25 protein-coding genes are annotated in these 24,878 nt (G+C 61.9%); 8 read left to right on the top strand and 17 right to left on the bottom strand.

Annotated elements, in window-relative coordinates; genetic code table 11:
• Positions 1–8: 8 nt before the first annotated feature.
• The 4 genes from mnmG to TP2_RS07720 are packed head-to-tail and all read left to right on the top strand — an operon-like array spanning position 9 to position 4,190.
• Entirely contained in the window at positions 9–1,871 is a 1,863-nt protein-coding gene (gene mnmG / locus TP2_RS07735) for a tRNA uridine-5-carboxymethylaminomethyl(34) synthesis enzyme MnmG (RefSeq protein WP_038075584.1), read from the top strand.
• Positions 1,868–2,497, top strand: coding sequence for a 16S rRNA (guanine(527)-N(7))-methyltransferase RsmG (rsmG, locus tag TP2_RS07730; RefSeq protein ID WP_038075580.1), 630 nt, complete (start codon positions 1,868–1,870; stop codon positions 2,495–2,497). The genes mnmG and rsmG overlap by 4 nt, the downstream gene beginning before the upstream one ends.
• Positions 2,490–3,305 carry a ParA family protein gene (locus TP2_RS07725; protein WP_038075577.1) on the top strand — a complete coding sequence of 272 codons (816 nt, stop codon included), beginning with the start codon at positions 2,490–2,492 and terminating at the stop codon, positions 3,303–3,305. Before rsmG ends, TP2_RS07725 begins: the two co-directional genes overlap by 8 nt.
• A 3-nt stretch (positions 3,306–3,308) precedes the next feature.
• Positions 3,309–4,190 carry a ParB/RepB/Spo0J family partition protein gene (locus tag TP2_RS07720; protein WP_038075574.1) on the top strand — a complete coding sequence of 294 codons (882 nt, stop codon included), beginning with the start codon at positions 3,309–3,311 and terminating at the stop codon, positions 4,188–4,190.
• Here the strand turns inward: TP2_RS07720 and TP2_RS07715 are convergent, their stop codons facing one another.
• Genes TP2_RS07715 through rph form a run of 5 tightly spaced genes read right to left on the bottom strand, consistent with a single transcriptional unit; the run spans position 4,191 to position 7,401 of the window.
• Entirely contained in the window at positions 4,191–4,544 is a 354-nt protein-coding gene (locus tag TP2_RS07715) for a YbaN family protein (protein WP_038075571.1), read from the bottom strand.
• Positions 4,544–5,698 (bottom strand): radical SAM family heme chaperone HemW, encoded by a 1,155-nt coding sequence (gene hemW / locus TP2_RS07710; RefSeq protein ID WP_038076200.1) that lies wholly within the window; start codon positions 5,696–5,698, stop codon positions 4,544–4,546. Before hemW ends, TP2_RS07715 begins: the two co-directional genes overlap by 1 nt.
• Positions 5,698–6,081, bottom strand: coding sequence for a RidA family protein (locus TP2_RS07705; protein WP_038075568.1), 384 nt, complete (start codon positions 6,079–6,081; stop codon positions 5,698–5,700). The genes hemW and TP2_RS07705 overlap by 1 nt, the downstream gene beginning before the upstream one ends.
• 1 nt (position 6,082) lies before the next feature.
• On the bottom strand, positions 6,083–6,691 hold the full coding sequence (gene rdgB, locus TP2_RS07700) for an RdgB/HAM1 family non-canonical purine NTP pyrophosphatase (RefSeq protein WP_038075566.1): 609 nt from the start codon (positions 6,689–6,691) through the stop codon (positions 6,083–6,085).
• Positions 6,688–7,401 carry a ribonuclease PH gene (gene rph, locus TP2_RS07695; RefSeq protein ID WP_038075563.1) on the bottom strand — a complete coding sequence of 238 codons (714 nt, stop codon included), beginning with the start codon at positions 7,399–7,401 and terminating at the stop codon, positions 6,688–6,690. The genes rdgB and rph overlap by 4 nt, the downstream gene beginning before the upstream one ends.
• A 120-nt stretch (positions 7,402–7,521) precedes the next feature.
• Here rph and hrcA point away from each other — a divergent pair, with 120 nt between their 5' ends.
• Together hrcA and TP2_RS07685 are read left to right on the top strand one after the other, a co-directional pair.
• Entirely contained in the window at positions 7,522–8,583 is a 1,062-nt protein-coding gene (gene hrcA / locus TP2_RS07690; RefSeq protein ID WP_038075560.1) for a heat-inducible transcriptional repressor HrcA, read from the top strand.
• 5 nt (positions 8,584–8,588) lie between these two features.
• On the top strand, positions 8,589–9,137 hold the full coding sequence (locus TP2_RS07685; RefSeq protein WP_038075559.1) for a nucleotide exchange factor GrpE: 549 nt from the start codon (positions 8,589–8,591) through the stop codon (positions 9,135–9,137).
• A gap of 57 nt (positions 9,138–9,194) precedes the next feature.
• Here TP2_RS07685 and mutS read toward each other — a convergent pair whose 3' ends face one another.
• Positions 9,195–11,840 (bottom strand): DNA mismatch repair protein MutS, encoded by a 2,646-nt coding sequence (gene mutS, locus TP2_RS07680; protein ID WP_038075556.1) that lies wholly within the window; start codon positions 11,838–11,840, stop codon positions 9,195–9,197.
• A 116-nt stretch (positions 11,841–11,956) separates the two neighbouring features.
• Between mutS and TP2_RS07675 the strand changes: the two genes are divergently transcribed.
• Entirely contained in the window at positions 11,957–14,224 is a 2,268-nt protein-coding gene (locus TP2_RS07675; protein WP_038075553.1) for an NADP-dependent malic enzyme, read from the top strand.
• A gap of 81 nt (positions 14,225–14,305) precedes the next feature.
• A complete protein-coding gene (locus tag TP2_RS07670) occupies positions 14,306–15,190 on the top strand; it encodes a ribokinase (RefSeq protein ID WP_038075550.1) in 885 nt (294 codons plus the stop codon).
• Here TP2_RS07670 and phoB read toward each other — a convergent pair.
• From phoB to tsaD, 11 genes are all read right to left on the bottom strand, one after another.
• Complete coding sequence (gene phoB / locus TP2_RS07665; RefSeq protein ID WP_038075547.1) at positions 15,175–15,867, bottom strand: phosphate regulon transcriptional regulator PhoB; 693 nt, start codon at positions 15,865–15,867, stop codon at positions 15,175–15,177. The genes TP2_RS07670 and phoB overlap by 16 nt on opposite strands.
• A 3-nt stretch (positions 15,868–15,870) precedes the next feature.
• On the bottom strand, positions 15,871–16,572 hold the full coding sequence (gene phoU / locus TP2_RS07660) for a phosphate signaling complex protein PhoU (protein ID WP_038075545.1): 702 nt from the start codon (positions 16,570–16,572) through the stop codon (positions 15,871–15,873).
• Positions 16,573–16,584: 12 nt separating this feature from the next.
• Positions 16,585–17,382: a phosphate ABC transporter ATP-binding protein PstB gene (gene pstB, locus TP2_RS07655; protein WP_038075542.1), complete on the bottom strand. Its 798-nt coding sequence runs from the start codon at positions 17,380–17,382 to the stop codon at positions 16,585–16,587.
• A 12-nt stretch (positions 17,383–17,394) separates the two neighbouring features.
• On the bottom strand, positions 17,395–18,744 hold the full coding sequence (pstA, locus tag TP2_RS07650; RefSeq protein ID WP_038075539.1) for a phosphate ABC transporter permease PstA: 1,350 nt from the start codon (positions 18,742–18,744) through the stop codon (positions 17,395–17,397).
• Complete coding sequence (gene pstC / locus TP2_RS07645) at positions 18,741–19,949, bottom strand: phosphate ABC transporter permease subunit PstC (RefSeq protein WP_038075536.1); 1,209 nt, start codon at positions 19,947–19,949, stop codon at positions 18,741–18,743. Before pstC ends, pstA begins: the two co-directional genes overlap by 4 nt.
• A gap of 72 nt (positions 19,950–20,021) precedes the next feature.
• Positions 20,022–21,062, bottom strand: a complete 1,041-nt coding sequence (locus TP2_RS07640; protein WP_038075533.1) for a substrate-binding domain-containing protein — start codon at positions 21,060–21,062, stop codon at positions 20,022–20,024.
• Positions 21,063–21,192: 130 nt separating this feature from the next.
• Positions 21,193–21,816, bottom strand: a complete 624-nt coding sequence (locus TP2_RS07635) for a CbiX/SirB N-terminal domain-containing protein (RefSeq protein WP_240473724.1) — start codon at positions 21,814–21,816, stop codon at positions 21,193–21,195.
• Between the two features lie 314 nt (positions 21,817–22,130).
• On the bottom strand, positions 22,131–22,553 hold the full coding sequence (locus TP2_RS07630) for an EVE domain-containing protein (protein WP_038075527.1): 423 nt from the start codon (positions 22,551–22,553) through the stop codon (positions 22,131–22,133).
• Positions 22,553–22,822 (bottom strand): YciI family protein, encoded by a 270-nt coding sequence (locus TP2_RS07625; RefSeq protein WP_038075525.1) that lies wholly within the window; start codon positions 22,820–22,822, stop codon positions 22,553–22,555. Before TP2_RS07625 ends, TP2_RS07630 begins: the two co-directional genes overlap by 1 nt.
• A 1-nt stretch (position 22,823) precedes the next feature.
• Positions 22,824–23,780 (bottom strand): NAD(P)H-dependent glycerol-3-phosphate dehydrogenase, encoded by a 957-nt coding sequence (locus TP2_RS07620; protein ID WP_038075522.1) that lies wholly within the window; start codon positions 23,778–23,780, stop codon positions 22,824–22,826.
• Positions 23,777–24,871 carry a tRNA (adenosine(37)-N6)-threonylcarbamoyltransferase complex transferase subunit TsaD gene (gene tsaD, locus TP2_RS07615; RefSeq protein ID WP_038075519.1) on the bottom strand — a complete coding sequence of 365 codons (1,095 nt, stop codon included), beginning with the start codon at positions 24,869–24,871 and terminating at the stop codon, positions 23,777–23,779. The genes TP2_RS07620 and tsaD overlap by 4 nt, the downstream gene beginning before the upstream one ends.
• Positions 24,872–24,878 lie beyond the last annotated feature (7 nt).

Here is a 24,878-nt window from a genome sequence, read left to right as displayed (position 1 = left end):
TGTTTCACGTGAAACATTACGACGTCATCGTGATTGGCGGCGGGCACGCCGGCACCGAGGCAGCCCATGCTGCGGCCCGGATGGGTGCGGATACCGCGCTGGTGACGTTGCGCGCCGATGCGATCGGGGTGATGTCCTGCAACCCGGCGATTGGCGGCCTGGGCAAGGGTCATCTGGTCCGCGAGATTGACGCGCTGGATGGTGTCATGGGCCGGATTGCCGATGAGGCGGGGATCCAGTTTCGACTTTTGAACCGCCGGAAGGGGCCCGCAGTGCAGGGCCCACGAGCGCAGGCGGATCGCAAGCTCTACCGGGAATCGGCGCAGCGACTGACTGCGGCGCAACCGAACCTGACGGTGATTGAAGGGGAGGTGACCGACCTGCGTGTTGAGGGGGGGCGCGTGACGGGCGTAACCCTCGCGGATGGTGCGCAGCTTGATTGCAGCGCTGCGATCTTGACCTCGGGCACTTTCCTTAATGGCGTTATCCATATCGGGGATCAGAAGCGTCCTGGTGGACGAATTGGTGATAAGCCGTCAGTTGCTTTGGCGGAGCGGCTGAAAGCGCTTGATCTGCCGCTCGGACGACTCAAGACCGGCACGCCGCCGCGGCTCGACGGGAAAACGATCGACTGGTCGCGGCTGGAATCGCAACCGGGCGATGATGACCCAGTGATGTTTTCCTTCCTCAACAAGAAGCCGTTCGTGCGGCAAATCGCTTGCGGCATCACCCACACGAACGAGAAGACGCACGAGATTATCCGAGATAATCTTGACCGTTCGGCAATGTATGGCGGTCATATTTCGGGCGTTGGTCCGCGCTATTGCCCCTCGATCGAGGACAAGATCGTGCGGTTTGCCGAAAAGTCTTCGCACCAGATCTTTCTCGAGCCGGAAGGCTTGGACGACGATACGGTCTATCCGAACGGAATTTCTACTTCGTTGCCGGCAGAAGTGCAGGAGGATTACGTTCACTCCATCTTCGGATTGGAGGAGGCGAAGATCGTTCAGCCCGGTTATGCGATCGAATATGACTTCGTCGATCCGCGCGCGCTGGATCTTTCCCTGCAGCTTCGTGTGCTTCCGGGGCTATATCTTGCAGGTCAAATCAACGGAACCACAGGATATGAGGAGGCTGCCGCACAAGGTCTTGTCGCGGGTCTTAATGCGGCGCTTGCCGCCCGCGATGCGGAGCCGGTCCATTTCAGCCGGACCTCGAGCTATATCGGCGTGATGATCGATGACCTTGTGTCGCGCGGTGTAACCGAGCCCTATCGCATGTTCACTTCCCGCGCTGAGTTTCGTTTGACGCTGCGTGCGGATAATGCTGATCAGCGCCTTACCCAAACGGGTATCGACCTGGGTTGCGTGAGCGAAGGGCGGCGGGAAGCCTTCGAGGCGAAGATGGATGCCCTGACCGCTGGCCGAGAATTGATGGAATCGATCACCCTGACGCCGAAGGCTGCCAAGGATAAAGGGTTCAAGGTCAATCAAGATGGCAGTCGCCGCTCGGCCTTCGACCTTTTGTCTTTCCCGGACATCACGATGGAGCAGTTGCAGCAGGCCTTGCCTGAGCTTGCTGATTTGTCTCCGGATGTTGCCGCGCAGCTTTCCATTGATGCGCTTTATGCCAATTACGTCGCGCGGCAGCAGCTCGATGCGGCATCTCTCAAGCGCGATGAAGGTTGGGAAATTCCGGAAGGTTTCGAGTATTCCGCGCTGAACGGCCTTTCCAATGAACTCAAGGCAAAGCTTGAGCGAGCCCGTCCGCGGACGCTCGGCCAGGCGGGTCGCGTCGATGGTGTAACCCCGGCCGCGCTCACCTTGATTCTCGCGAAGCTGCGCCAGGCCAAGCGGGAAAAAACGGCATGAGCCAGTCTGAGGCGGAGCGCTTCGGGGCGCGCTTTGATGTTTCACGTGAAACATTGGAGCGGCTTGAGGCTTACGAATCGCTGCTTGCGAAGTGGAATCCCGCGATCAACCTCGTTTCCAAGTCGACTCTCGCCGATACTTGGGCGCGCCATTTCCTCGATTCAGCGCAGCTTTTTGATCTCGCGCCGATTGAAGCGCGGTCTTGGGCGGATCTGGGGGCAGGGGGCGGCTTTCCCGGCCTGGTGATCGCGGTGATGTCGCTTGAGAAAACGCCGGAACGAGAAGTGGTTCTCGTCGAATCCGATCTGCGTAAATCTGCTTTTCTTTCGACCGTGAGCCGAGAGCTTGGCTTGAAAACCCGTATTTTGGCGAAGAGAATCGAAGAACTTGACCCGCTCGGCGTCGAAATTCTCTCAGCTCGGGCACTCGCGCCGCTATCTCAGCTTCTGGAATTTGCTGAGCGCCACCTGCGGCCCGACGGCACCGCGCTTTTTCCGAAGGGCGCGCGCTGGCAGGAAGAACTTGCACAGGCCCGGGAAAGCTGGTCCTTTGACTGCGAGGCGAGTCCAAGCCTGAGCGATCCGAACAGTGTTGTCCTCAAGATAAACGGAGCCAAGCGTGTCTGATCCAATTCGCGTGAAAGAACCGAAGATCATCGCGATCGCGAATCAGAAGGGCGGGGTGGGCAAGACGACGACGGCGATCAATTTGGCTGCCGCACTTGTCGAATCCGGGCAGAAGGTGATGCTCATCGATCTCGATCCGCAGGGAAATGCCTCGACCGGGTTGGGCATCGAGCCCGATCAGCGCGATATGACGACCTATGATCTTCTGATCGAAGACGCGCCGGTGTCAGCGGTTCTGCACAAGACGGAAATCGAAGGGCTCTACCTGTGTCCGGCGACGACCGACCTGTCCTCGGCGGATATGGAGCTCGTTTCGACCGAGAAGCGCAGCTACCTTCTTCACGATGCCCTACGACATCCTGATGTAGATGCGTATGAGTTTGACTATATCTTGATCGACTGCCCGCCTTCGCTCAGCTTGCTGACGGTGAATGCGATGGTCGCGGCGCATTCGGTTCTGGTGCCTCTCCAGGCGGAATTCTTTGCGCTTGAAGGTCTTTCGCAGCTGATGCTGACGATCCGAGAAATTCGGCAAAGTGCCAATCGCAGCCTGCGGATCGAGGGCGTCGTCCTGACGATGTATGATGTGCGCAATAACCTCTCGCAGCAGGTCGAGGCTGATGCGCGCGCAACATTGGGGGAATTGGTGTTCCGGACGATGATTCCGCGCAATGTGCGCGTGTCCGAGGCGCCGTCTTATGCAATGCCGGTGCTCAGCTACGATAGCGCGTCGCGCGGGGCGGTTGCTTATCGCGCCTTGGCGACCGAGTTGGTCTCGCGCCATGCAGCAGTGAAAAAGGGAGCATGATCCATGGCGGAAAAGCGTGAAAAACGGGGTCTCGGGCGTGGTCTTTCGGCGCTGATGGCAGATGTCGATCTCAATCCGCGCGAACCGACCGCTGCGCCGCGTCGCGCCGAGCAATATGTTCCCGTCGAGCGGATCGAGCCCAATCCTGACCAGCCGCGCCGAGATTTCGAACCGGGTGCGCTGGAGGAACTGGCGGCATCGATTCGCGAGAAGGGCGTCATTCAGCCGCTCATTGTTCGCAAGCACCCGACCAAGCCGGATCATTTCGAAATCGTTGCCGGCGAGCGTCGCTGGCGCGCGGCGCAGATGGCGAAGGTGCATGAGCTGCCGATCATCCTGCGCGAGTTCAACGACACGGAAGTGCTCGAGGTCGCGATCATCGAAAACATCCAGCGCGCAGATCTCAATCCGCTGGAAGAGGCGCTTGCCTACAAGCAGTTGATGTCCCGCTTCGGTCATACACAAGAGAAGCTTGCTGAAGCGCTTTCGAAAAGCCGCAGCCACATCGCGAACCTTATGCGTTTGCTGCAATTGCCCGACGAAGTTCAGACTTATCTGCGCGAGGGCAAGCTTTCCGCCGGGCATGCGCGGGCGATGATCACGGCGCCGGATCCTGTGGCGCTTGCACGTCAGGCGGTGTCGAAGTCGCTTTCGGTGCGCGATGTCGAGCGCCTGGCGAAGAAATCCGACGCTCCAGAACGCGCACCGCGGCCGAAGCCCCAGAAAGATGCCGATACGCGGGCGCTTGAGGGCGATCTCTCGGCGACGATCGGGATGAAAGTCGCGATCGAACACAGCAGCAACGGCTCGGGCAAGCTTGTCGTGTCCTATGACGACCTCGAGGCGCTCGATCGGCTTTGTCAGCTGCTCAGCAGCGGTCGCTGATCACGTATTTGGCCGCGTCCAGATGAATATTGAAACGCCGACCAGTGTGATCGCCTGAATTGCCAGCAGCATTGGTTTGAGCCCGATCAGCACCGAAATCGTGAAGGCCGCCGCGATCGAGATGGATGCGGCGATTTTCGCACGTTTCGAGATTGCGCGCCGCTCCTGCCAGTCGAGGATCGAGGGCCCAAAGCGCGGGTGGGTGACCAGCCATTGGTGCAATCGTTCGGAAGATCGGGCGAAGAAAAACGTCGCAAGCAGCATGAGCGGTACGGTCGGAACGAGCGGCAGGAAGATCCCGATCACACCGATCGCGAAAGATATCAGGCCGAGAATGAGCCAGAGGATGCGCATCAGGGCATCAGCTCTCGGATGATGGCATTGAGAACGGGCTGACCTTCTTTCGTTGCTGAAATTCGACCCTGTTTCTGCGTAATCATGCCAATTTCCTCAAGATGTGCGACGGCGTTCGGATCGAGCGGCGCGCCGGAAATCTGCTCGAATCTTGCCGCTTCGAGACCCTCGGAGAGCCGCATAGAAAAAAGAAGATACTCGATCGCCTGTTCTTCGTCATCCAGCGCTTCCCGCGTGTTTTCGCCGCTCCCCGTTTCTTCGACCTGTTTCAGCCAGGCGCCTGGCTGCTTCGGCGTGTCTGTTGCGTGGCGCCGCCCGTTCAGTGTCAGGCGCCCATGCGCACCCGGACCGATCCCGACATAGTCGCCATAGCGCCAGTAGATCAGGTTGTGCCGGCTTTCCGCGCCCGGATGCGCATGATTGGAGATTTCATAGGCTGGCAGCCCATGCCGTTCGCAGATTTCTTGCGTCAGGAAATACATATCCGCCGCGCTTTCGTCCTGCGGCAGCCCGGGAAGCTTGCCCAGATCATGCCGTGCTCCAAAAACCGTGCCGGGTTCGATTGTAAGCTGATAGAGCGACAGGTGGTCGATCGCCATGTTCAGCGCTTCATTCAGTTCGGCGCCCCAGGCGTCGAGCGTCTGATGCTGACGGGCATAGATCAGGTCGAAGCTGACGCGGTCGAATTGGTTGCGCGCAATATCAAAGGCGCGGCGCCCCTCGGCCACCGAATGCATCCGTCCCAGTCGGCGCAGATCATCGTCGTTCAGCGCCTGCATCCCCATCGAAATCCGGTTCACGCCTGCCTCGGAAAAGGCTCTAAACTTGCCGGATTCGATACTTGTGGGGTTTGCTTCGAGGGTGATCTCAAGATCGTTCGAAAGTGGCCAAGAAGCACGAACCCTGTCGAGGATTGCGGCGACAAGGTCGGGATCCATCAGCGATGGCGTGCCGCCACCGAAGAAGACCGTGTTCAGAATTCGTCCTTCGGTTTCCCGAGCGGCGCGGTCGATCTCGGAGAGATAGGCGGATTGCCAACGCTTTTGGTCGATCGCAGTCGCGACATGGGAATTGAAGTCACAATAGGGGCATTTGGCGGCACAGAACGGCCAGTGGAGATAGAGGCCGAAGCCCCCGTGCCGCCAATCTTCGATCATCCGCGGAAGGCCGTGACTTCGATCTCGACCTTCATCGCAGGATTGACCAGACCGGCGACGATCATCGTTGCCGCCGGGCGGATATCACCGAACGCTTCGCTCAGCGCGGGGATGATCTCTTCCATGTAGGAGGGGTCGGTGATGATGTAATTCGCCCGGACGACATCGCTCATCGAAAAGCCCGCCTGGTCGAGCACGCCACGGATCGTCGTGAGCGTATTTCGAGCCTGTTCCAGCACGGAATCGGGAAAAACCTTGGTTTCCGGGTCCGCTCCGGTAGTGCCGGCGACGAAGCACCAATCGCCTTGGACGACGGCACGGGAATAGCCGAGTTTTGGCTCGTAGGGCGATCCGCCGGAGATATTTTGCCGCTTGGACATGTCAGGCCTCGAAGATTTTCACGAATTTGCGGAATGCATCGGCGCGATGCGAGATCTCGTTCTTCTGCTCGGCGTCCATCTCGGCGAAGGTCAGGTCGTAGCCGTCGGGTTGGAACATCGGATCGTAGCCGTGGCCGAGCTTGCCGCGCATCGGCCAAACCAATTGGCCCTCTACGCGACCGTCGAAGACTTCGTCATGCCCGTCGGGCCAGGCCAGAACGAGGGTCGCACGGAACCGGGCGGTGCGTGGAGCAGGGGCCGCGATCTCGTCGCAGGCTTTCCAGGTCTTCTCCATCGCCATGGTGAAATCGCGCCCGGTCGGCGTGGTTGCCCAATCGGCGGTGTAGACGCCCGGCGCACCGTTCAGGCAATCGACCTCGATGCCGGAATCGTCGGCCAGCGCAGGCAGGCCCGTCGCCTTCGCGGCGGCATGGGCCTTGATCCGGGCGTTGCCGACAAAGGTGCTCTCGGTCTCCTCGGGTTCGGGGAGGTTCATCTCCTTCGCGCCGACAACCTCAATGCCGAAAGGCGCAAGGATCGCCTTGATCTCCTCGAGCTTGCCCGCGTTATGCGTGGCGACCAGCAGCTTCTTGTCGGTGAAAGCCCTCATGCGGTGGCGGCCTTCTGTGCAGCGACCAGCTGGGCGACGCCCGCTTCGGCCAGATCGAGCAGCTTGTTCATCTGATCGCGCGAAAAGGTCGCGCCCTCGGCCGACATCTGAACTTCGATCAGCTTACCCGCGCCGGTCATGATGAAATTGCCGTCCGTGCCCGCTTCGCTATCCTCGGCATAGTCGAGATCGGCGACGGGCTGGCCCGCATAGATCCCGCAGGAAATCGCGGCGACATGGTCCATCAGCGGATCGGAGGTGCAGGCGCCGGTCTTCAGCAGCTTGTTCACCGCCAGACGCAGCGCGACCCAGCCGCCGGTTATCGAGGCGCAGCGCGTGCCGCCATCGGCCTGAATCACATCGCAATCGACCACGATCTGACGCTCACCCAGCGCGGAACGATCCACGCCAGCGCGCAGGGCGCGACCGATAAGGCGTTGAATTTCAACGGTTCTACCGCCCTGCTTGCCCGCCGCAGCCTCGCGCCGGTTGCGCGTGTTGGTGGCGCGCGGCAGCATCCCGTATTCCGCCGTCACCCAGCCAAGGCCCGAGCCCTTCAGGAACGACGGCGCGCGGTCCTCGATCGTCGCGGTGCACAGCACATGCGTGTCGCCCATCTTGATCAGGCACGACCCTTCCGCGTGTTTCGTGACACCGGTCTCGATTGAAATCGGGCGAAGGTCGCTTAGCTCTCTACCGGAAGGGCGCATTTCTGAGATCCTTTGAATTGGTTTGCGTCCCATTTGATCGCGCTCAAGCAGCGATGCAACCCCCCGGCCGAGATTGACCTTCGGCCTCACGCAGCTTTAATTCACGGTGGATGAGGTGCGATGAGCGACCAGAACAACATTCTTTCCGAACTGAATGACCGCTCCCGTGAGGTGTTCCGGCGGGTGGTTGAGGGTTATCTCTCGACGGGCGACCCGGTTGGCTCGCGCACCTTGACGCGCGCGATGAGCGAAAAGCTCTCGGCGGCGACGATCCGCAACGTGATGCAGGACCTGGAATACCTCGGTCTTCTCGACAGCCCGCATGTCTCGGCAGGGCGGATTCCGACGCAGATGGGTCTGCGGCTTTTCGTCGATGGCGTGATGGAAGTGAACCATCTGGGCGATGAAGACCGCGCGGCGCTGGATGCGACGATGGGCGCGAATTCCGGCGATGTCGGGTCTTTGCTGGACCGGGTGTCGAACGCGCTTTCGGGCATGACCCAAGGGGCGAGCCTTGTTCTTGCGCCGAAGCATGAAGCGCCGATCCGGCACATCGAGTTCGTCTCGCTCGCGCCTGACCGTGCGCTGGTCGTCTTGGTCTTTGCGGATGGGCAGGTCGAAAACCGCGTTTTCACGCCGCCAATCGGACAAACGCCGTCCTCGATGCGCGAGGCCGCGAATTTCCTCAATGCGATGGCCGAGGGCCGGACGCTCTCCGAGCTGCGCGGTCATATTCAGCGAGAGATCGCCAAGCATCGCTCCGAGATCGATTCGCTCGCGACCGCGCTGATCGATAGCGGATTGGCGGCCTGGGAGAACAAGGGCGAGAGCTACGAGCGTCTGATCGTGCGTGGGCGGGCGAATTTGCTGGGCTCCGAAGATGATCTCGACCGGATCCGATCGCTCTTCGACGACCTCGAGCGCAAGCGCGATATCGCTGAATTCCTCGATCTGGCCGAGGATGGTGAGGGCGTGCGCATTTTTATTGGCTCGGAGAATAAACTTTTCTCTCTTTCGGGTTCCTCTTTGGTGGTCTCTCCATATATGAACGCTGACCGAAAGATCATTGGTGCGGTCGGAGTGATCGGGCCCACGCGGCTCAATTACGGGCGGATCGTGCCGATCGTGGATTACACAGCGCAGCTGGTCGGGCGGATGATTTCCGGCCAGGGCAAAGGGTGAATGGCATGAGCGAGAAAAAAGACGAGATTGCCGAAGATCAGGCGCAGATTGACGAAACCTTCGAAGACGTAATGGCAGAAGAGAGCGACGAGCTTGAGGCGCTGCGCGCCGAGCGCGACGAGTTCCGAGACCGTTTCATGCGTGCGCTGGCCGATGCCGAGAATGCGCGCAAGCGGGCCGACAAGGAACGTCAGGAAGCGGCGAATTACGGTGGCACGCGTCTGGCACGTGATATGTTGCCGGTGTTCGACGCGCTCTCGCGCGCATTGGAAGCGGCGAGTGAAGAGGTCCGGGCCCAGGCTGGTGCGCTCGTTGAAGGCGTCGAGCTGACCCAGCGCGAGCTTCTCAACGTTTTCGGCCGCCACGGCATCACCGCTGTCAAACCGGAGCTTGGCGAGAAGTTCGATCCGCAGATGCATGAGGCGATGTTCGAGGCGCCTGTGCCCGGCACCAAGGCCGGCGACATCATCCAGGTCATGGAAAACGGGTTCATGATTCACGACCGGCTGCTGCGCCCGGCGAAAGTGGGCGTCAGCTCCACGCCGAAGAGCTGACGGTGTAGCTGGGGGCTCTGCCCCCAGACCCCCGAGATATTTGCATCAAGAAGAAGATCATTCCGTGAGGAGGGCTCGAAGTTCGTAGAGGGCGTCGAGCGCTTCTTTCGGCGTCATGTCGTCGGGGATCAGTGTTTTCAGGCGGTCTTCCAGCTCGGAATTTCCGGCGGGTGCCGGGGCCGGTTGCGGCGTGTTAGAGACTGAAAAGAGCGGCAGATCGTCGATTACCGCCTGTTTCTTTCCGCCGCCTTCGCGCTCGCCTTTTTCAAGCGCATCGAGAACGACACGTGCCCGTTCCACGACGGAATGGGGGAGCCCTGCGAGCCGGGCGACCTGAACGCCATAGGACCGATCGGCCGCGCCTTTGCGGACCTCGTGGAGGAAAATCACCTCGCCTTCCCACTCCTTGACCGCGACGGTCGCGTTTTCCACGCCGTCGAGTTTCGCGGAAAGTGCGGTCATCTCGTGGTAATGCGTGGCGAAAAGCGCGCGGCAGCGGTTGCTGGCGTGAAGGTGTTCCATCACCGCCCAGGCGATCGAGAGGCCGTCATAGGTCGCAGTGCCGCGGCCGATCTCGTCCAGGATAACGAGGGCGCGGTCATCGGCCTGATTCAGGATCGCGGCGGTCTCCACCATTTCCACCATGAAGGTCGAGCGTCCGCGCGCGAGATCGTCCGCGGCGCCGACGCGACTGAAGAGTTGTGAAACAAGACCGATATGCGCAGCTTTCGCCGGGACGAAGCTGCCGGCCTGGGCGAGAAGCGCGATCAGGGCGTTCTGGCGCAGGAAGGTCGATTTACCGGCCATGTTCGGGCCGGTGAGCAGCCAGATCGCGGGGGTCGTACCTTCCGTGAGTTCGCAATCATTGGCGATGAAGGGTTCGCCGGATTTCTTCAGCGAGGCTTCGACGACCGGGTGACGCCCGCCCTCGACGATGAAGGCGCGGCTGTCATCGACCTTGGGTTCTGTCCAGTCCTCGGCGCGCGCAAGCGTTGCGAAGGCGGCGGCGAGGTCGATTTCGGCTAGGGCGCGCGAGGCCTCGTTGATCGGCCCGGCATGGTCGAGAATGGCCTGTTTCAGGCTCGAATAGAGCCTTTTTTCAATCTCCAGCGCATGGTTGCCTGCGTTCAGAAGCCGGGTTTCGATCTCGCTCAGTTCGACGGTCGTGAAACGCACCTGGTTGGCGGTGGTCTGACGATGGATGAAGCGTTCGGACAGCGGCGGGGCGAGCATCTTCTCGGCATGGGTGGCGGTGGTCTCGATGAAATAGCCCAGCACGTTGTTGTGCTTGATCTTCAGGGAATTGATCCCCGTGGCCTCGATATATTCGGCCTGCATCTTCGCGATCACGCCGCGGCCTTCGTCGCGCAGCTGGCGGGTCTGGTCGAGCTCTTCGTCATAGCCGGAGGCGATGAACCCGCCATCGCGCGCCAGAAGCGGCGGCTCGGCAATCAGGGCGGCATCGAGAAGCGCGGTGAGGCTTTCATGGCCGACCAATGCCTTGGCCACACCGGAGAGAAGATCCGGTGCATCGACCGAGCCAAGCGCCCCGGCGATCCGTTCGACCTGTTCCAGACCGTTGCGGATCGCGGCCATGTCACGCGGGCCGCCCCGATCGAGCGCGAGGCGTGACAGGGCGCGGTCCATGTCGGGGCAGCGCTTGAGATCGGCGCGCAGATCCTCGGCAAAACGGGTCTCGTTGAGCAGGAATCGGACGGCGTCGTGACGGGTGTGGATTTCCGAGAGCTTGCGCGAGGGGGCGGACAGACGCCGTTCGAGCAGTCGCGCGCCGCCTGCGGTCACGGTGCGGTCGATCGCATTCAGCAGCGAGCCGTCGCGCCCGCCAGACAAGGCCTGCGTCAGTTCCAGATTGCGCCGGGTCGCGGCGTCGATCTGCATCGCGGCGTCGCTTTCCTCGTGGATCGGGCGGCGCAGCAGGGGAAGTTTCCCTTTCTGGGTGATCTCGAGGTAATCGACGATCGCGCCCATCGCCGCCATCTCGGCACGGGAGAAACTTCCGAAAGCGTCGAGCGAGCCGACGGAATAGAGCGCTTGCAGCCGCGTCTCGGCCGCCTGGCTGTCGAAGCTCGCGCGCGAGAGGGGAGTCATTGCTGCGCGCATATCAGAGACTATTTCGGCGCAATCGGCCTCTTTTGCCTCGCTGACCAGCACTTCGCGCGGGGCAAGGCGTGCAAGCTCGGGTCCCAGCCGCGAGAGCGGGCAGGGTGTGACCCGAAACTCGCCGGTGGAGATATCGACCCAGGCCAGCGCCGCCTCGTCGCGGACTTCGGTCCAGGCGGCGAGGAAGTTATGGCGACGTGCTTCGAGCAGGCTTTCCTCGGTCAGCGTGCCGGGGGTCACCAATCGCACGACATCGCGTTTCACGACAGATTTCGAGCCGCGTTTCTTCGCCTCGGCGGGATCTTCCATCTGCTCGGCGATCGCCACGCGGAAGCCCTTGCGGATCAGGGTCAGCAGGTAGCCTTCGGCGGCATGGACCGGGACGCCGCACATCGCGATATCTTCCCCCAGGTGCTGGCCACGCTTGGTCAGAGCGATATCGAGGGCGGCGGCCGCATCGACCGCATCCTGAAAGAACATCTCGTAGAAGTCGCCCATCCGGTAGAACAGGAGCGCGCCCGGATTGGCCTCCTTGATCCCCAGATATTGCTCCATCATCGGTGTGACGGTCGGCTTGGCCATGTGCCCCCCAAATCGCTGTCCGGCGACCCTACAAAACCCCGGATTCGGGCGCAATTCCGTTGAGTGAAGGATCACGGGACGTTAAGAGGGGCGAATTGCAGGAGGAGCACCGGCCCATGCCCACCAAGAACCGTATCACGCCCGAAGAGGCGCTGGCATATCACCTCGACCCGCGTCCGGGGAAGTACGACATCACCGCATCCAAGCCGATGACGTCGCAGCGCGATCTGTCGCTGGCCTATAGCCCGGGCGTTGCCGTTCCGGTCGAAGCGATCGCGGAGAACCCCGAGCTGGCCTATGATTACACGGTCAAGGGCAACATGGTTGCGGTGATCTCGAACGGGTCGGCCATTCTGGGGCTGGGTAATCTCGGTGCACTGGCCTCGAAACCGGTGATGGAAGGCAAGGCGGTCCTCTTCAAGCGCTTCGCGGATGTGAACGCGATCGATATCGAGCTTGATACCGAGGATGCCGACGAGATCATCAACGCGGTCAAGCTGATGGGGCCGACCTTCGGGGGGATCAACCTCGAGGATATCAAGGCGCCGGAATGTTTCATCATCGAGCAGCGGCTCAAGGAGATGATGGACATCCCGGTGTTCCATGACGATCAGCACGGCACGGCGGTGATCTGTGCCGCAGGTCTGATCAACGCGCTGGAGTTGTCGGGCAAGAAGATCGAGGACTGCAAGATCGTGCTCAACGGTGCGGGCGCGGCCGGGATCGCGTGCCTTGAGCTTGTGAAGGCTATGGGCGCCAAGCACGACAATTGCATCATGTGCGACACAAAGGGTGTGATTTATCAGGGTCGCACCGAGGGCATGAACCAGTGGAAATCGGCCCATGCGGCGGTGACCGAGGCGCGCTCGCTGGAAGAGGCGATGGAGGGGGCCGACGTGTTCCTCGGCGTCTCGGCCAAGGGAGCTGTCACGCCCGAGATGGTGCAGGCGATGGCCGATAATCCGGTGATCTTCGCGATGGCGAACCCCGATCCCGAGATCACGCCCGAAGAGGCCCAATCGGTGCGCCCGGATGCGATCGTGGCGACTGGGCGCTCGGATTATCCGAACCAGGTGAACAACGTCCTCGGGTTCCCCTACCTGTTCCGCGGCGCGCTCGATATTCATGCGCGCGCGATCAATGACGAGATGAAGATCGCCTGCGCCCGTGCGCTGGCCGAGCTGGCCCGCGAGGATGTGCCTGATGAGGTCGCGATGGCCTATGGCCGCAAGCTGAGCTTCGGGCGCGATTACATCATTCCCACGCCCTTCGATCCGCGCCTGATCCATGTGATCCCGCCGGCGGTGGCGAAAGCGGGGATGGATACCGGCGTCGCGCGCCGTCCGATCATCGATATGGAAGGCTATGCGCAAAGCCTCAAGGCGCGGATGGACCCGACCGCCTCGATCCTGCAGGGCATCCAGAGCCGCGCGCGTCAGGCGCAAGCGAAAATGATCTTCGCCGAAGGTGACGATCCGCGTGTGCTGCGTGCGGCCGTTGCCTATCAGCGCTCGGGCATGGGGCAGGCGCTTGTCGTCGGCCGCGAGCAGGATGTGAAGGAAAAACTCGAAGCGGCGGGTCTTGGAGATGCGTATCGCGAATTGCGCGTCGTCAACTCGGCAAACTCCAAACATACCGAGACCTACAAGGATTTCCTCTATGCGCGCCTGCAACGTCAGGGCGTGGACAAGGAAGACGCGCATAAGCTGGCGACCCGCGACCGGCATGTCTTTGCGGCGCTGATGCTGGTGCATGGGCATGGCGACGGGATGGTGACCGGGGCCACGCGGAAATCGGCGCATGTGCTGGAACTCATCAACAAGGTGATCGACGCCAAGCCCTCGGATGGCGCGGTGGGGATCACGGCGGTGCTGAACAAGGGCCGGGTCGTGCTGATCGGCGATACGCTGGTGCATGAATGGCCCGACGAGGAAGACCTGGCCGATATCGCGACGGCGGGGGCGCATGTGGCGCGGGGGCTGGGTCTCGAGCCGCGCGTGGCCTTCTGTTCCTTCTCGACCTTCGGGTATCCGGTCTCGGAACGCGCGACGAAGATGCATGTCGCGCCGAAAGTGCTCGACGCGCGCGGGGTGGATTTCGAATATGATGGTGAGATGACCGTCGATGTGGCCTTGAACATGGATCAGATGAAGAACTACCCGTTCTGTCGTCTGACCGGTCCGGCGAATATTCTTGTCGTCCCGGCGCGCCATTCGGCCTCGATCTCGGTGAAGCTGATGCAGGAGATGGCAGGGGCCACGGTGATCGGGCCGATCCTGACTGGAACGAGCCATGCGGTTCAGCTCTGCTCGACCTCGTCGACGGTGAACGACATCCTGAACATGGCGGCACTGGCGTCGTGCAAGCTCTGTCTGAAGGATTGATTCTGGACGGGGAGGGGCTCTGCCCCGCTGCGCTCGCGCGCAGCCCCCGAGATATTTGATATCAAGAAGAAGGATGGGCCGATGATCTACAATCTCGGATCGATCAATGCGGACCATCTTTATCGGCTCGAACACTTGCCCGCACCGGGAGAGACGCTCGCAGCCGAGAGCTATACGCTGGGTCTTGGTGGCAAGGGTGCGAACCAGTCTGTCGCGATTGCACGGTCCGGGGCAAAGGTGCGCCATATCGGGGCGATCGGGGCCGATGGGCGTTGGATGCTCGAGCGCCTGGAGGCGGCCGGGGTCGATTGCGCCCATGTTTGCGAAGTCGAAGGCGCTTCGGGGCACGCGATCATCACGGTCGATGCGGGTGGTGAGAATGCCATCGTGATCCATGCCGGTGCGAACCGCGAGATCGCGGAGTCGCATGTGAAACAGGCTCTCGATGGCGCCGGGGCGGGTGATGCTCTGATCTTGCAGAATGAGACAGGGTTGCAGGTCGAGGCGGCGCGATTTGCGCAGGAACAGGGTCTATTCGTGATCTATTCCGCGGCCCCTTTCGATGCGGAAGCGACGCGGGCGGTGCTGCCCTTTGTCTCGCTCCTTATCGTGAATGAGATCGAGGCCGCGCAGCTTTGTTCGGCGCTTGGCGTGACGCTTGGGGAGCTTGAGGTCGAGAATGTTCTGGTGACGCTCGGGGCCAAGGGTGCCGTCTGGCATGATGTCGCTCGGGGCCACGAGATCCGGGTTAAGGGGTTTCCTGTCGAGGCGGTCGATACGACCGGCGCGGGCGACACCTATACCGGTTACCTCGTCGCGAGCCTTTCGGAAGGGCTCGCCGTGGATGAAGCGATGCGGGTCGCGGCTGCGGCTGCGGCGCTGAAAGTCACCCGGTCCGGCACGGCGGATGCGATTCCAACCGGTGCCGAGGTTGCCGATTTCCTGTCCGCTCAGCCGAGGGCGTAACCGGTTCCGCGCACCGTGCGTACCGGATCGGAGCCGCCATAGGCCATCAGCGCCTTGCGCAACCGCCCGACATGCACGTCGATCGTGCGGGTATCGACATAGATGTCGCGGCCCCAGACCCGGTCTAGAAGCTGATCGCGCGTCCAGACGCGACCGGGCTTTTCCATCAGGGTCGAGAGCAGGCGGAACTCGGTCGGCCCGAGTTTCAGGGGCTGGCCGTCGCGGAAGACCCGGTGTTCCTCGGCGTCAAGCAGGATATCCTCGTAGCTGAGTCTCTCACCCATCGTGGCGGGGCGGGTGCGGCGCAGCTGGGTGCGCACGCGGGCCATCAGCTCGACAACCGAATAGGGTTTCACGACGTAATCATCGGCGCCGGTTTCCAGCCCGCGCACGCGATCCACTTCTTCGGAGCGCGCTGAGAGCATGATGATCGGGATGTTGCGGGTCTCGGAATTGGCCTTGACGCGGCGGCAGATCTCGATGCCCGAAACATTGGGCAGCATCCAGTCCAGCACGATAAGGTCGGGCTTTTCCTCGTTCACGAGCAGCAGCCCTTCGTCGCCATTTTCCGCCATCACGACACGGAATCCTTCGGCTTCGAGGTTGTAGTTGAGAACCTCGCGCTGGGCGGATTCATCCTCGACGACAAGAACGCAGGGCTGTTGAGCGGGCGACATCTATCAGGACTCCGTCTTCACCACGCTCGAGCTTTTCGGGCGCGAATCCTCGGGGAGCTCGCCGGTGACGAGATAGATCACTTGCTCGGCGATCGAGGTCGCGTGGTCGCCCATACGCTCGATATTCTTGGCGATGAAGTGCAGGTGCATGCAGGGCGTGATGTTGCGCGGATCTTCCAGCATGTAAGTCAGGAATTCGCGGAACAGCGCGTTATACATCTGGTCGACTTCGATATCGCGGCCGCGCACATCCGCGGCGAGCTGTGCGTCGCGCTGGATATAACTGTCGATCGCGTCACGCAGCATCGATTCGGTCGCTTGCGCCATGCGGCGGATCGCGGCGGTTGTGCCGTTGATCTGGGGGCTTTCAAGCAGAACCTGGCTGCGCTTGGCGATGTTCTTGGCATAGTCACCGACGCGCTCGAGGCTGGCGGAGATCTTGATGACCGAAAGGGTCACGCGCAAGTCACGCGCGGCCGGGGCGCGCAGGGCGATCAGGCGCGCAGCCTCGTCATTGATCGTCTCTTCCAGCGCATCGACGGCCTTGTCCTGATCGCGGACGCGCTGTGCAAGTTCGCCATCGCGCTCTTCTAATGCGCGGACGCTTTCCAGGATCTGCTCTTCAACAAGACCGCCCATTTTCACGACCAGCGCCTGAACTTTCTCCAGATCGCGGTCAAAGGCGGAAAGAATATGCTCGCTCATGCCTGTTCCTCCTCAGCCGATGCGGCCGGTAATGTAGCTTTCCGTCCGCGGGTCGGTCGGATTGGTGAAAATCTTGTCGGTATCGTCGTATTCCACGAGGTTGCCGAGATGGAAAAAGGCCGTCTTCTGCGACACGCGCGCGGCTTGCTGCATCGAGTGCGTCACGATCACCACAGAGAAATTCGCGCGCAGCTCGTCGATCAATTCCTCGACCTGGGCGGTAGCGATCGGGTCGAGTGCCGAGCACGGCTCGTCCATCAGAAGCACTTCAGGCGAAGTCGCGACGGCACGCGCGATGCACAGGCGCTGCTGCTGACCACCCGAAAGGCCGGTGCCGGGCGCATGGAGGCGATCCTTCACCTCGTTCCAGAGAGCGGCCTTGCGCAGCGAGCTCTCCACCACCTCGTCGAGTTCGGCGCGCGAGCGGGTCAGCCCGTGAATCTTCGGCCCGTAGGCGACATTGTCATAGATCGACTTGGGGAAGGGGTTCGGCTTCTGGAACACCATGCCCACCTTCGCGCGCAGCTGCACCGGATCGACGCGCTTGTCGTAGATATCTTCGCCATCGAGCAGGATATCGCCATCTACGCGGCAGATGTCGATCGTGTCGTTCATCCGGTTCAGGCAGCGCAGGAAGGTCGATTTCCCGCAGCCCGACGGGCCGATGAAGGCGGTGACCGTCTTGTCGAGAATATCGACACTGACATCCTTGATGGCGTGGGTCTCGCCGTAGTGGACCTGCACGTCGCGCGCGGTGATCTTGATCTCGTCCGTAGTCACGGCTCTCTCCGTAAACGTCATATCGTTCATGATCCTGCCTCCTTACCAGCGACGCTCGAATTTGCGGCGCAGGATGATGGCGATGATGTTCATGCCCAGAAGGAAGATCAGCAGAATGATGATACCCCCCCAAGCGCGTTCGTAAAATGCCGGGTCGGCGCGCTTGGCCCATTCGTAGATTTGCGCGGGCATGGCCGAGTTCGGCGAGACGAAACCGTCCCAGAACCCGTCCGGCGCATTCGTGGCGATGAAGCCCACCATCCCGATCAGCAGGAGCGGAGCGGTTTCACCCAGCGCCTGAGCAAGACCGATAATCGTGCCGGTCAGGATGCCGGGCATCGCGAGCGGCAGAACGTGGTGGAACGTAGCCTGCATTTTCGAGGCGCCGATGCCCAGCGCCGCATCGCGGATGGAGGGCGGCACGGCCTTCAGTGCAGCGCGGGTCGAGATGATGATCGTCGGCAGCGTCATCAGGGTCAGCACGAGGCCACCGACCAGCGGGGCCGATTGCGGCAGGTGCGCGAACTGAATGAACACCGCGAGGCCGAGGATCCCGAAGACGATCGAGGGGACAGCCGCGAGGTTCGAGATATTCACTTCGATCAGGTCGGTGAAACGGTTTTTCGGCGCGAATTCCTCAAGATAGATCGAAGCGGCGACGCCGATCGGCAGGGCCAGCACCAGCACCACCAGCATCATGTAGAATGAGCCGAGCATCGACACCCCGATACCGGCCTGTTCGGCGCGGCTGTCGGACGCGTCGGAGCCGAGGATAAAATCGAGGTTGAAACTCTTGTGCAGGATCCCGGCCTTGATCAGCGCGTCGGCGAGATCAAGCTGTTCGACGGTGATGTTCTTGTCCTGCGCGATCTCGGCACGATGAACCCGGCCTTTGAGGTAACCGTCGACCCGCGAGGAGGCGAGGATTTTCGCGGTTACCGTTTGCCCGATCAGAGAGGGATCGGCGAGAACGCGATCACGCAGCTGGGCCGCGGCCGAGCTGGAGATCAGGTTCTTCATGTCCTTTGTCTTCGAAAGCGGAGTCTCGATCCCGGCGCTCTGAACCGCGTCGAGCAGCCCTTTTTCGATCAGCGGGGCATAGGTGAAGGTCGTCGCCTTCTTCAGATCGGCCGGGTCGCGATTGCCTTTCTTGTCGAGCTTCGCCGGGTCCAGGTAGACCGGCACTTCGAGAAAGCTCTGCTGGAAGGCAGAAGCGCCGTTCACGACAATCGTCGAGAGCAGGATGATCAGAAAGGCGATACCGATGCCGATTGCGCCGATGCCGAGCATCTTGAAGCGGGACTCGGCGGCGTTTCGGCGCTTGGTGCGCGCGTCGATCTGGTGCAGCGAGCGTTTCGTCGGCTGCGCGTCGTGCAGGGTCGCGTCGCTCATTCGTATTGCTCCCGATATTTGCGCACGATGTAGAGCGCGAAGATGTTGAGCCCCAGCGTCAGGATGAAGAGCGTCATGCCGAGCGAGAAGGCGACCAGTGCCTCGGGCGATGCGAAATCGGCATCGCCGGTGAGCTGGCTGACGATTTTCGCGGTGACGGTCGTCATTGCTTCGAACGGGTTCATGCTGAGACGAGCAGCAGCACCGGCGCCGAGCACGACGATCATCGTCTCGCCGATCGCGCGCGATGCGGCCAGCAGTTCGGCGCCGACGATGCCGGGAAGGGCGGCGGGCAGCACGACCTGCTTGATGGTCTCGGATCTTGTCGCGCCCAGCCCGTAGGAACCGTCACGCAGGCTCTGCGGCACCGCGTTGATGATGTCATCGGAGAGTGAGGAGACGAAGGGGATAAGCATGATCCCCATCACGAGGCCAGCGGTCATCACCGCAGTACCCGCATGCATCCAGCCACCATCGGCGAAAGCGGCCGTGGGACCGGCCGGACCGAAGATCGACAGCAGGAACGGGCCGACGGTGAGAAGCGCAAAGAGACCGTAAACGATGGTCGGGATACCCGCGAGCACCTCGAGCAGCGGCTTGACCACGCCGCGCACCGAGCGTGTCGCGTATTCGGAGAGGTAGATCGCCGCGAATAGCCCGATCGGCACGGCGACCGCGAGGGCGATGAAGGAAATATAAAGCGTGCCCCACAGAAGCGGCAGGATCCCCAGCTCCGACCCGCCACCGAAACTCGGGGTCCATTCGGTGCCGAAGAAGAACTTGGTGATCGGATAGAGGCGGAAGAACTCGATCGTGTTGAAGACGAGCGAAAGAACGATGCCGATCGTGGTCAGGATTGCGAGGCTTGCCGCCGCGATCAGCAGACCCTTGATCCCTGCTTCGACCGCGTTGCGGGCGCGGAAATCGCGCGCGATCAGCCGCAGGCTCAACGCGAGGCCAATCAGCGCGGCGATTGCCGTCACCACGATTTGCAGGATCGGATTGGCCTGGAAGATAACCAGCAGCACATAGAGAACGAGCGCGGGCAGGAGCGTCGCCATCGCGACCAGCATGCCCGAATAGCTCGGCAGGGAATGCAGCAGGCGAGGGTCGCCGCCTGCGGTTTGCAACGCACGCATACGTCCGGCGAAAAACCCGCCAAGCGTCAGTGCCGCGAGGAGCACAGCGATCCACAAAACAGCCATCGGGAACTCTTGTCTTTGGAAAAGGACCAAAAAGGCGTTGGGGGCGGCGCTGGGCCGCCCCCGGGGCAAGGTTTACATGCCCGAGTTCATCGTGGTCTCGGCGGCCACGGCTTCCTGGGTCTGGGCCAGTTCCGGATCCGACACGAGGCCGTATTGAGCGAGCGGACCATCGGCGCCAGCCATGTCGTCGGAGACGAAGAACTCGGCATATTCCTTCAGGCCCGGGATCTGACCGATATGTGCTTTCTTCACGTAGAAGAAGAGCGGACGCGACACCGGGTAGTCGCCCGAAGCGATGGTTTCGGTCGAGGGGGTCACGCCGGACATGGTCGCGACTTTCAGCTTGTCGGTGTTGTTCTCGTAGAAGGCCAGACCGAAGACGCCGATGCCGTTCGGGTTCGAGCCGATACGGGCGAGGGTTTCGGTGTAGTCGCCGTCGATGTCCACGGCCTTGCCGTCGGTGCGCACTTTCATGCACTCTTTCGCGGCGGCTTTCTCGTCCATGCCCGAAGCGACATAGGCTTCCATGGCGCCGGTGGCCTCACAGCCAGCCTCGAGAACCTTCTCTTCGAAGACTTCGCGGGTGCCGTGCTTGGTGCCCGGGATGAAGGCGATGATGTCAGCGTCGGGAAGGGCTGCGTTGAACTCGTTCCACTTCGCGTAGGTGTTGTCGACGAGCTGACCGTCTTTCATCACCTTCGCGCCGAGCGCGTTGTAGATGTCGGACGGGTCGAAGGCGTCGAAAGCCGGGCCGTCTTTTTGGCTGGCGAAGACGATGCCGTCATAGCCGATGCGGACTTCCATGATATCGGTCACGCCGTTCTCGGCGCAGGTCGCGATTTCCTTGTCCTTGATCTTGCGCGAGGCGTTTGCCACGTCGATCGTGTTTTCGCCAACGCCTTCGCAGAAACGCTTCAGGCCCGAGGACGAGCCGCCGGATTCCACGACCGGGGTCGGGTAGTCGAAGTTCTCGCCGAAGGCTTCGGCGACGATCGAGGCGTAGGGCAGCACGGTCGAGGAACCGGCAACCTGGATGTTGTCGCGGGCGAAGGCGGTGGTGCCGGTGGCGGCGACGATCGCGATCGCGGAGACGGCGAGTTTCACGGATTTCATGGATCACTCCCAGTGTTCATATACTCGGGCCAACTTGGGCCTCGAGGGGGTCCTACGGCGCTTGGGTGACGCTTATGCAAACCTTTTGTAACAGGTTAATGACAATCCACGCTTGCGTGAATGACCGTGATCAACCGCGCGAAATCGCCTGCGCGATAAGGGTGGGCACCTCACGATGGGCACCGATCTCAGCCAAGAGCTGCCCACGATAGCCAGCCTCTTGAAGTGCCTCGGGAATATCGCCCATGACATGACCCGCGCGCAGGGCGAAGAAGGGCAGGCAAAGCCCGTCCGGCACCTTTTCGGCCACGTCTTTCAGAAAAGGCGGCTCTTCGATCAGCGCGACATGCACCGCGGGCATGTCGGGATTTTGGCGTAGGGTTTCCGCCATATCGTAGACGGAGTTGCGCGATTTGCGTGCAATTTTCGACCCATGCGCGACGAGGATCAGCGGTGAGTCGGACAAACGATTGCCGGTCTCGCGTGCCGCAGCTTCCAAGACCCGCGTGATCAGAGCGGGCAGGGCCGGGTCCACTCCGAACGGTGCGAGTTGGCGAGCCTCCACCCCCAGCGCGGCCAGTCTGCGCGGTAATTCCGTGCGGGTGAACCAGCCCTCTGCCATGAAGAACGGATAGATCCACGGTGCATCGAGCCCATCGAGCGCGGCTTCGAGCGAGCCAGGCATCGCCAGCGTCGCGCCCCGGACCTCGCGATCGGGCAAAAGCGCGCCGACCGCCTCGGCCAAAGCGCGCAACGCCTTTTCTTGGGGTTCGGGATCAGACGGCGAGCCGTGCGCGATGAGGATGACCGGGTTCATAGCGAGTAAACTAACGGTCTTTGGTCGATGTGCAAACGGCTCGGAGATAGCAGCAGAAAAAGAATAACAGCCTGAATTTGAGAAAGATTTGCAGGACTATAAATTTGCGCGAAGCCAGCCGTTCGGCTATGCAAAAGAGACCGGCCAGGATGGCCAGACCCGATTTACAGTTTCACGTGTGGTGCGTAGGGGAGCACGTGGGTGACGGAGGGTTCTGGTAGGGGTGCCGGAACCCTCCATGTCTTTTCAAGTCAGTTTGGATCAGTCTCGCCCATGGCGCAGACGATGTTCCATTCTTCCTCGGTCACTGGCTGTACCGAGAGGCGCATGGAAGTCACCAGCGACATGTCCGACAGGCGCGGCTCGGCTTTCACATCGGCCAGAGTGACGGGCTTGGTGAAGGGGCGCACCGCCTTGAGATCCACGCAATCCCAGCGCGGATCGTCGGTGGTCGAATCGGGATGGCTCTCGGCTACAACCTCGCAAATCCCCACGACTTCCTTACCGATATTCGAATGATAGAAGAGGCCGCGATCACCGATCTTCATCTCGCGCATGTTGTTGCGCGCGAGATAATTGCGAATTCCGTCCCATTCCTCGCCCGCATCACCCTTCGCGACGAGATCGTCCCAGGAAAATTTATTGGGCTCGGATTTGAACAGCCAGTAGCGCATCAGCCGATCACCTTCTTCCATTCCTGCACGCTCACGGTCTCGAAAAGGCCCGCTGCGGCATAGGGATCGCCGGCCGCCCATTCTTTTGCAGCGTCGAGGCTGTCGGTTTCGAGGATCACGAGAGAGCCAGCCATCTGGCCTTCTTCGATGAACGGACCCGCCATGAAGACGATGCCCGTCTCCTTGATATAGGCGAGGTGCTTCTCGCGGGTGTCGAGACGGATCTGAAGCGCGCCGGGTTTGTCGCGGCAGATGACGGCAAAGAACATATTATTCCTCCTTCAAGGGACGCGCGAGCAGGATCTGCATTGCCTCGCTCACGCTGATTTCCTGCTGGGTCAGGGCGTTGACCATCGCCGCGACCGGAATTTCGATCTGATGTCTTTCGGCCAGCGCATTGAGCGCCTTCGCGGTGGCGACGCCTTCAACGGTGATTGCGGCATCGAAACCTGCTCCCGATCCGAGCGCATAGCCGAGTCGAAAATTGCGCGACTGCTCGGAGGTGCAGGTCAACACGAGGTCCCCGAAGCCCGAAAGGCCCGAAAGCGTCTCGGCCCGCGCACCCAGTGCCAGTGCGACGCGCAACATCTCGGCGAAGCCTCGGGTCATCAGTGCCGCGCGCGCGGAATCGCCAAGACCCGCACCGATCACCGTGCCAGCGGCAATTGCGTAGACATTCTTCAGCGCGCCCCCCAGCTCCGCCCCGGTCGTATCGGTGGTGCGGTAAAGCCGGAGCGTCGGGGTCGAGAGTTCGGCCTGAAGCGCCTCGGAGTGATCCGCGCAGGCGAGCGTCAATGCCGTCGGCAGGCCGCGCGCGATATCGGCAGCAAAGCTCGGCCCCGTGAGCACCGCCGCGCGCGCGCCCTGCACGAGCGAGCGGATCAGTCCGGTCGGGCCCTGACCGGTCGCCAGGTCGATCCCTTTCGAGCAGGACACCAGAGTCTTGCCTGTAAGCGTCTCGGCATGGGAGTTCAGAAACCCGGCCATCTGCTGCATCGGCATTGCGAGAAGCAGGGTATCGGATGCGAAAGCCGATGCGATTTCTGAAGTAACAGAGACGTTCGCGGGCAGCTTTACGCCCGCAAGCCGCCGCGTATTCTCGCGCGTCGTCTGCATCGCCTTCGCCTGATCGGGATCGCGCGCCCAGAGTGTGACCGGCCCTTTCTGCGCGAGGCTGGCCGCGAGGGCTGTGCCGAAAGCGCCCGCTCCGAGAACTGCGATGCTCATGCCTTCGCCCCTTTCTTGCCCGAGCCCAGCAGGGGCGCCGCGGTTCTGTCGAGCGGCCAACGCGGGCGGGCCATCAGGTCCATCCCGTCGCGTGCCCCGCTTTCATAGCGCTCGATCCCCGCCCAGGCGATCATGGCCGCGTTGTCGGTGCAAAGCCGCAGGGGCGGAGCATGAAATCTTGCGCCCATTTCCTGAGAAACAGTCTCTAAACCGGCACGAATTGCCTTATTTGCAGCCACGCCACCCGCCACGGCGAAGCCCGGATGACCAGGGTCATGCGTAAGATATTCGGCCAGGGCACGGCGCGATTTCTCGACCAGGACATCGGCCACGGCCTGTTGAAACGACGCGCAGAGATCGGCGCGCGTCTGACGCGGCAGCCCGCCATGCGCCGCCACGACCTGATCGCGGGCGCGCAGCAGAGCGGTCTTCAACCCGGAGAAAGACATATCGCATCCCGGGCGATCAAGCAGCGGGCGCGGGAAGGCGAAGGCTTTCGGATCGCCCTTCGCGGCTTCAGCCTCGACCGAAGGCCCGCCGGGCTGCGGCAGCGCCATCAGTTTCGCGGCCTTGTCGAAAGCCTCGCCCGGTGCGTCGTCGATCGTGCCGCCAAGCCGGGTGAAGTCCTCCGGCCCATGCGCGATCAGGAACTGGCAATGCCCTCCCGAAACGAGCAGCATCAGGTAGGGAAAGGCCAGCCCATCAGTCAGTCGCGGTGTCAGCGCGTGGCCTGCGAGGTGATTGACGCCGACCAGCGGCAGCCCAGATCCGGCAGCAATGCCCTTGGCGAACATCACGCCCGACATCACGCCTCCGATCAGCCCGGGACCTGCCGTCACGGCGATCCCGTCGAGCGCATCGATCCCCAGATTGGCTTGCTCCAGCGCCTCCTCGACACAGAGATCCAACTTTTCAGCATGGGCCCGTGCGGCGATCTCCGGGACAACCCCTCCGAAGGGCGCGTGCAGCTCGGTTTGGCCGGCGACGACGGAGGACAGGATCTCGGGCTGGCCGTCATTGACGCGCACGATCGCCGCCGCGGTATCGTCGCAGCTCGATTCCAGACCGAGAAAGGTGAGCGTCTTCGTCATCCGGCGC

This window comes from Thioclava pacifica DSM 10166 (assembly GCF_000714535.1).
Classification (GTDB): Bacteria; Pseudomonadota; Alphaproteobacteria; order Rhodobacterales; family Rhodobacteraceae; genus Thioclava; species Thioclava pacifica.
The sequence above is the reverse complement of the archived record's forward strand: the minus strand, read 5'-3'. Positions and strand labels throughout refer to the sequence as shown.

Coding starts and splice junctions, on each gene's coding strand:
- rsmG (WP_038075580.1), top strand. CDS start 1,868: ATGAGCCAGTCTGAGGCGGAGCGCTTCGGGGCGCGCTTTGATGTTTCA.
- TP2_RS07720 (WP_038075574.1), top strand. CDS start 3,309: ATGGCGGAAAAGCGTGAAAAACGGGGTCTCGGGCGTGGTCTTTCGGCG.
- TP2_RS07715 (WP_038075571.1), bottom strand. CDS start 4,544: ATGCGCATCCTCTGGCTCATTCTCGGCCTGATATCTTTCGCGATCGGT.
- TP2_RS07705 (WP_038075568.1), bottom strand. CDS start 6,081: ATGTCCAAGCGGCAAAATATCTCCGGCGGATCGCCCTACGAGCCAAAA.
- rdgB (WP_038075566.1), bottom strand. CDS start 6,691: ATGAGGGCTTTCACCGACAAGAAGCTGCTGGTCGCCACGCATAACGCG.
- rph (WP_038075563.1), bottom strand. CDS start 7,401: ATGCGCCCTTCCGGTAGAGAGCTAAGCGACCTTCGCCCGATTTCAATC.
- hrcA (WP_038075560.1), top strand. CDS start 7,522: ATGAGCGACCAGAACAACATTCTTTCCGAACTGAATGACCGCTCCCGT.
- TP2_RS07685 (WP_038075559.1), top strand. CDS start 8,589: ATGAGCGAGAAAAAAGACGAGATTGCCGAAGATCAGGCGCAGATTGAC.
- mutS (WP_038075556.1), bottom strand. CDS start 11,840: ATGGCCAAGCCGACCGTCACACCGATGATGGAGCAATATCTGGGGATC.
- TP2_RS07675 (WP_038075553.1), top strand. CDS start 11,957: ATGCCCACCAAGAACCGTATCACGCCCGAAGAGGCGCTGGCATATCAC.
- TP2_RS07670 (WP_038075550.1), top strand. CDS start 14,306: ATGATCTACAATCTCGGATCGATCAATGCGGACCATCTTTATCGGCTC.
- phoB (WP_038075547.1), bottom strand. CDS start 15,867: ATGTCGCCCGCTCAACAGCCCTGCGTTCTTGTCGTCGAGGATGAATCC.
- phoU (WP_038075545.1), bottom strand. CDS start 16,572: ATGAGCGAGCATATTCTTTCCGCCTTTGACCGCGATCTGGAGAAAGTT.
- pstB (WP_038075542.1), bottom strand. CDS start 17,382: ATGAACGATATGACGTTTACGGAGAGAGCCGTGACTACGGACGAGATC.
- pstA (WP_038075539.1), bottom strand. CDS start 18,744: ATGAGCGACGCGACCCTGCACGACGCGCAGCCGACGAAACGCTCGCTG.
- pstC (WP_038075536.1), bottom strand. CDS start 19,949: ATGGCTGTTTTGTGGATCGCTGTGCTCCTCGCGGCACTGACGCTTGGC.
- TP2_RS07640 (WP_038075533.1), bottom strand. CDS start 21,062: ATGAAATCCGTGAAACTCGCCGTCTCCGCGATCGCGATCGTCGCCGCC.
- TP2_RS07630 (WP_038075527.1), bottom strand. CDS start 22,553: ATGCGCTACTGGCTGTTCAAATCCGAGCCCAATAAATTTTCCTGGGAC.
- TP2_RS07625 (WP_038075525.1), bottom strand. CDS start 22,822: ATGTTCTTTGCCGTCATCTGCCGCGACAAACCCGGCGCGCTTCAGATC.
- TP2_RS07620 (WP_038075522.1), bottom strand. CDS start 23,780: ATGAGCATCGCAGTTCTCGGAGCGGGCGCTTTCGGCACAGCCCTCGCG.
- tsaD (WP_038075519.1), bottom strand. CDS start 24,871: ATGACGAAGACGCTCACCTTTCTCGGTCTGGAATCGAGCTGCGACGAT.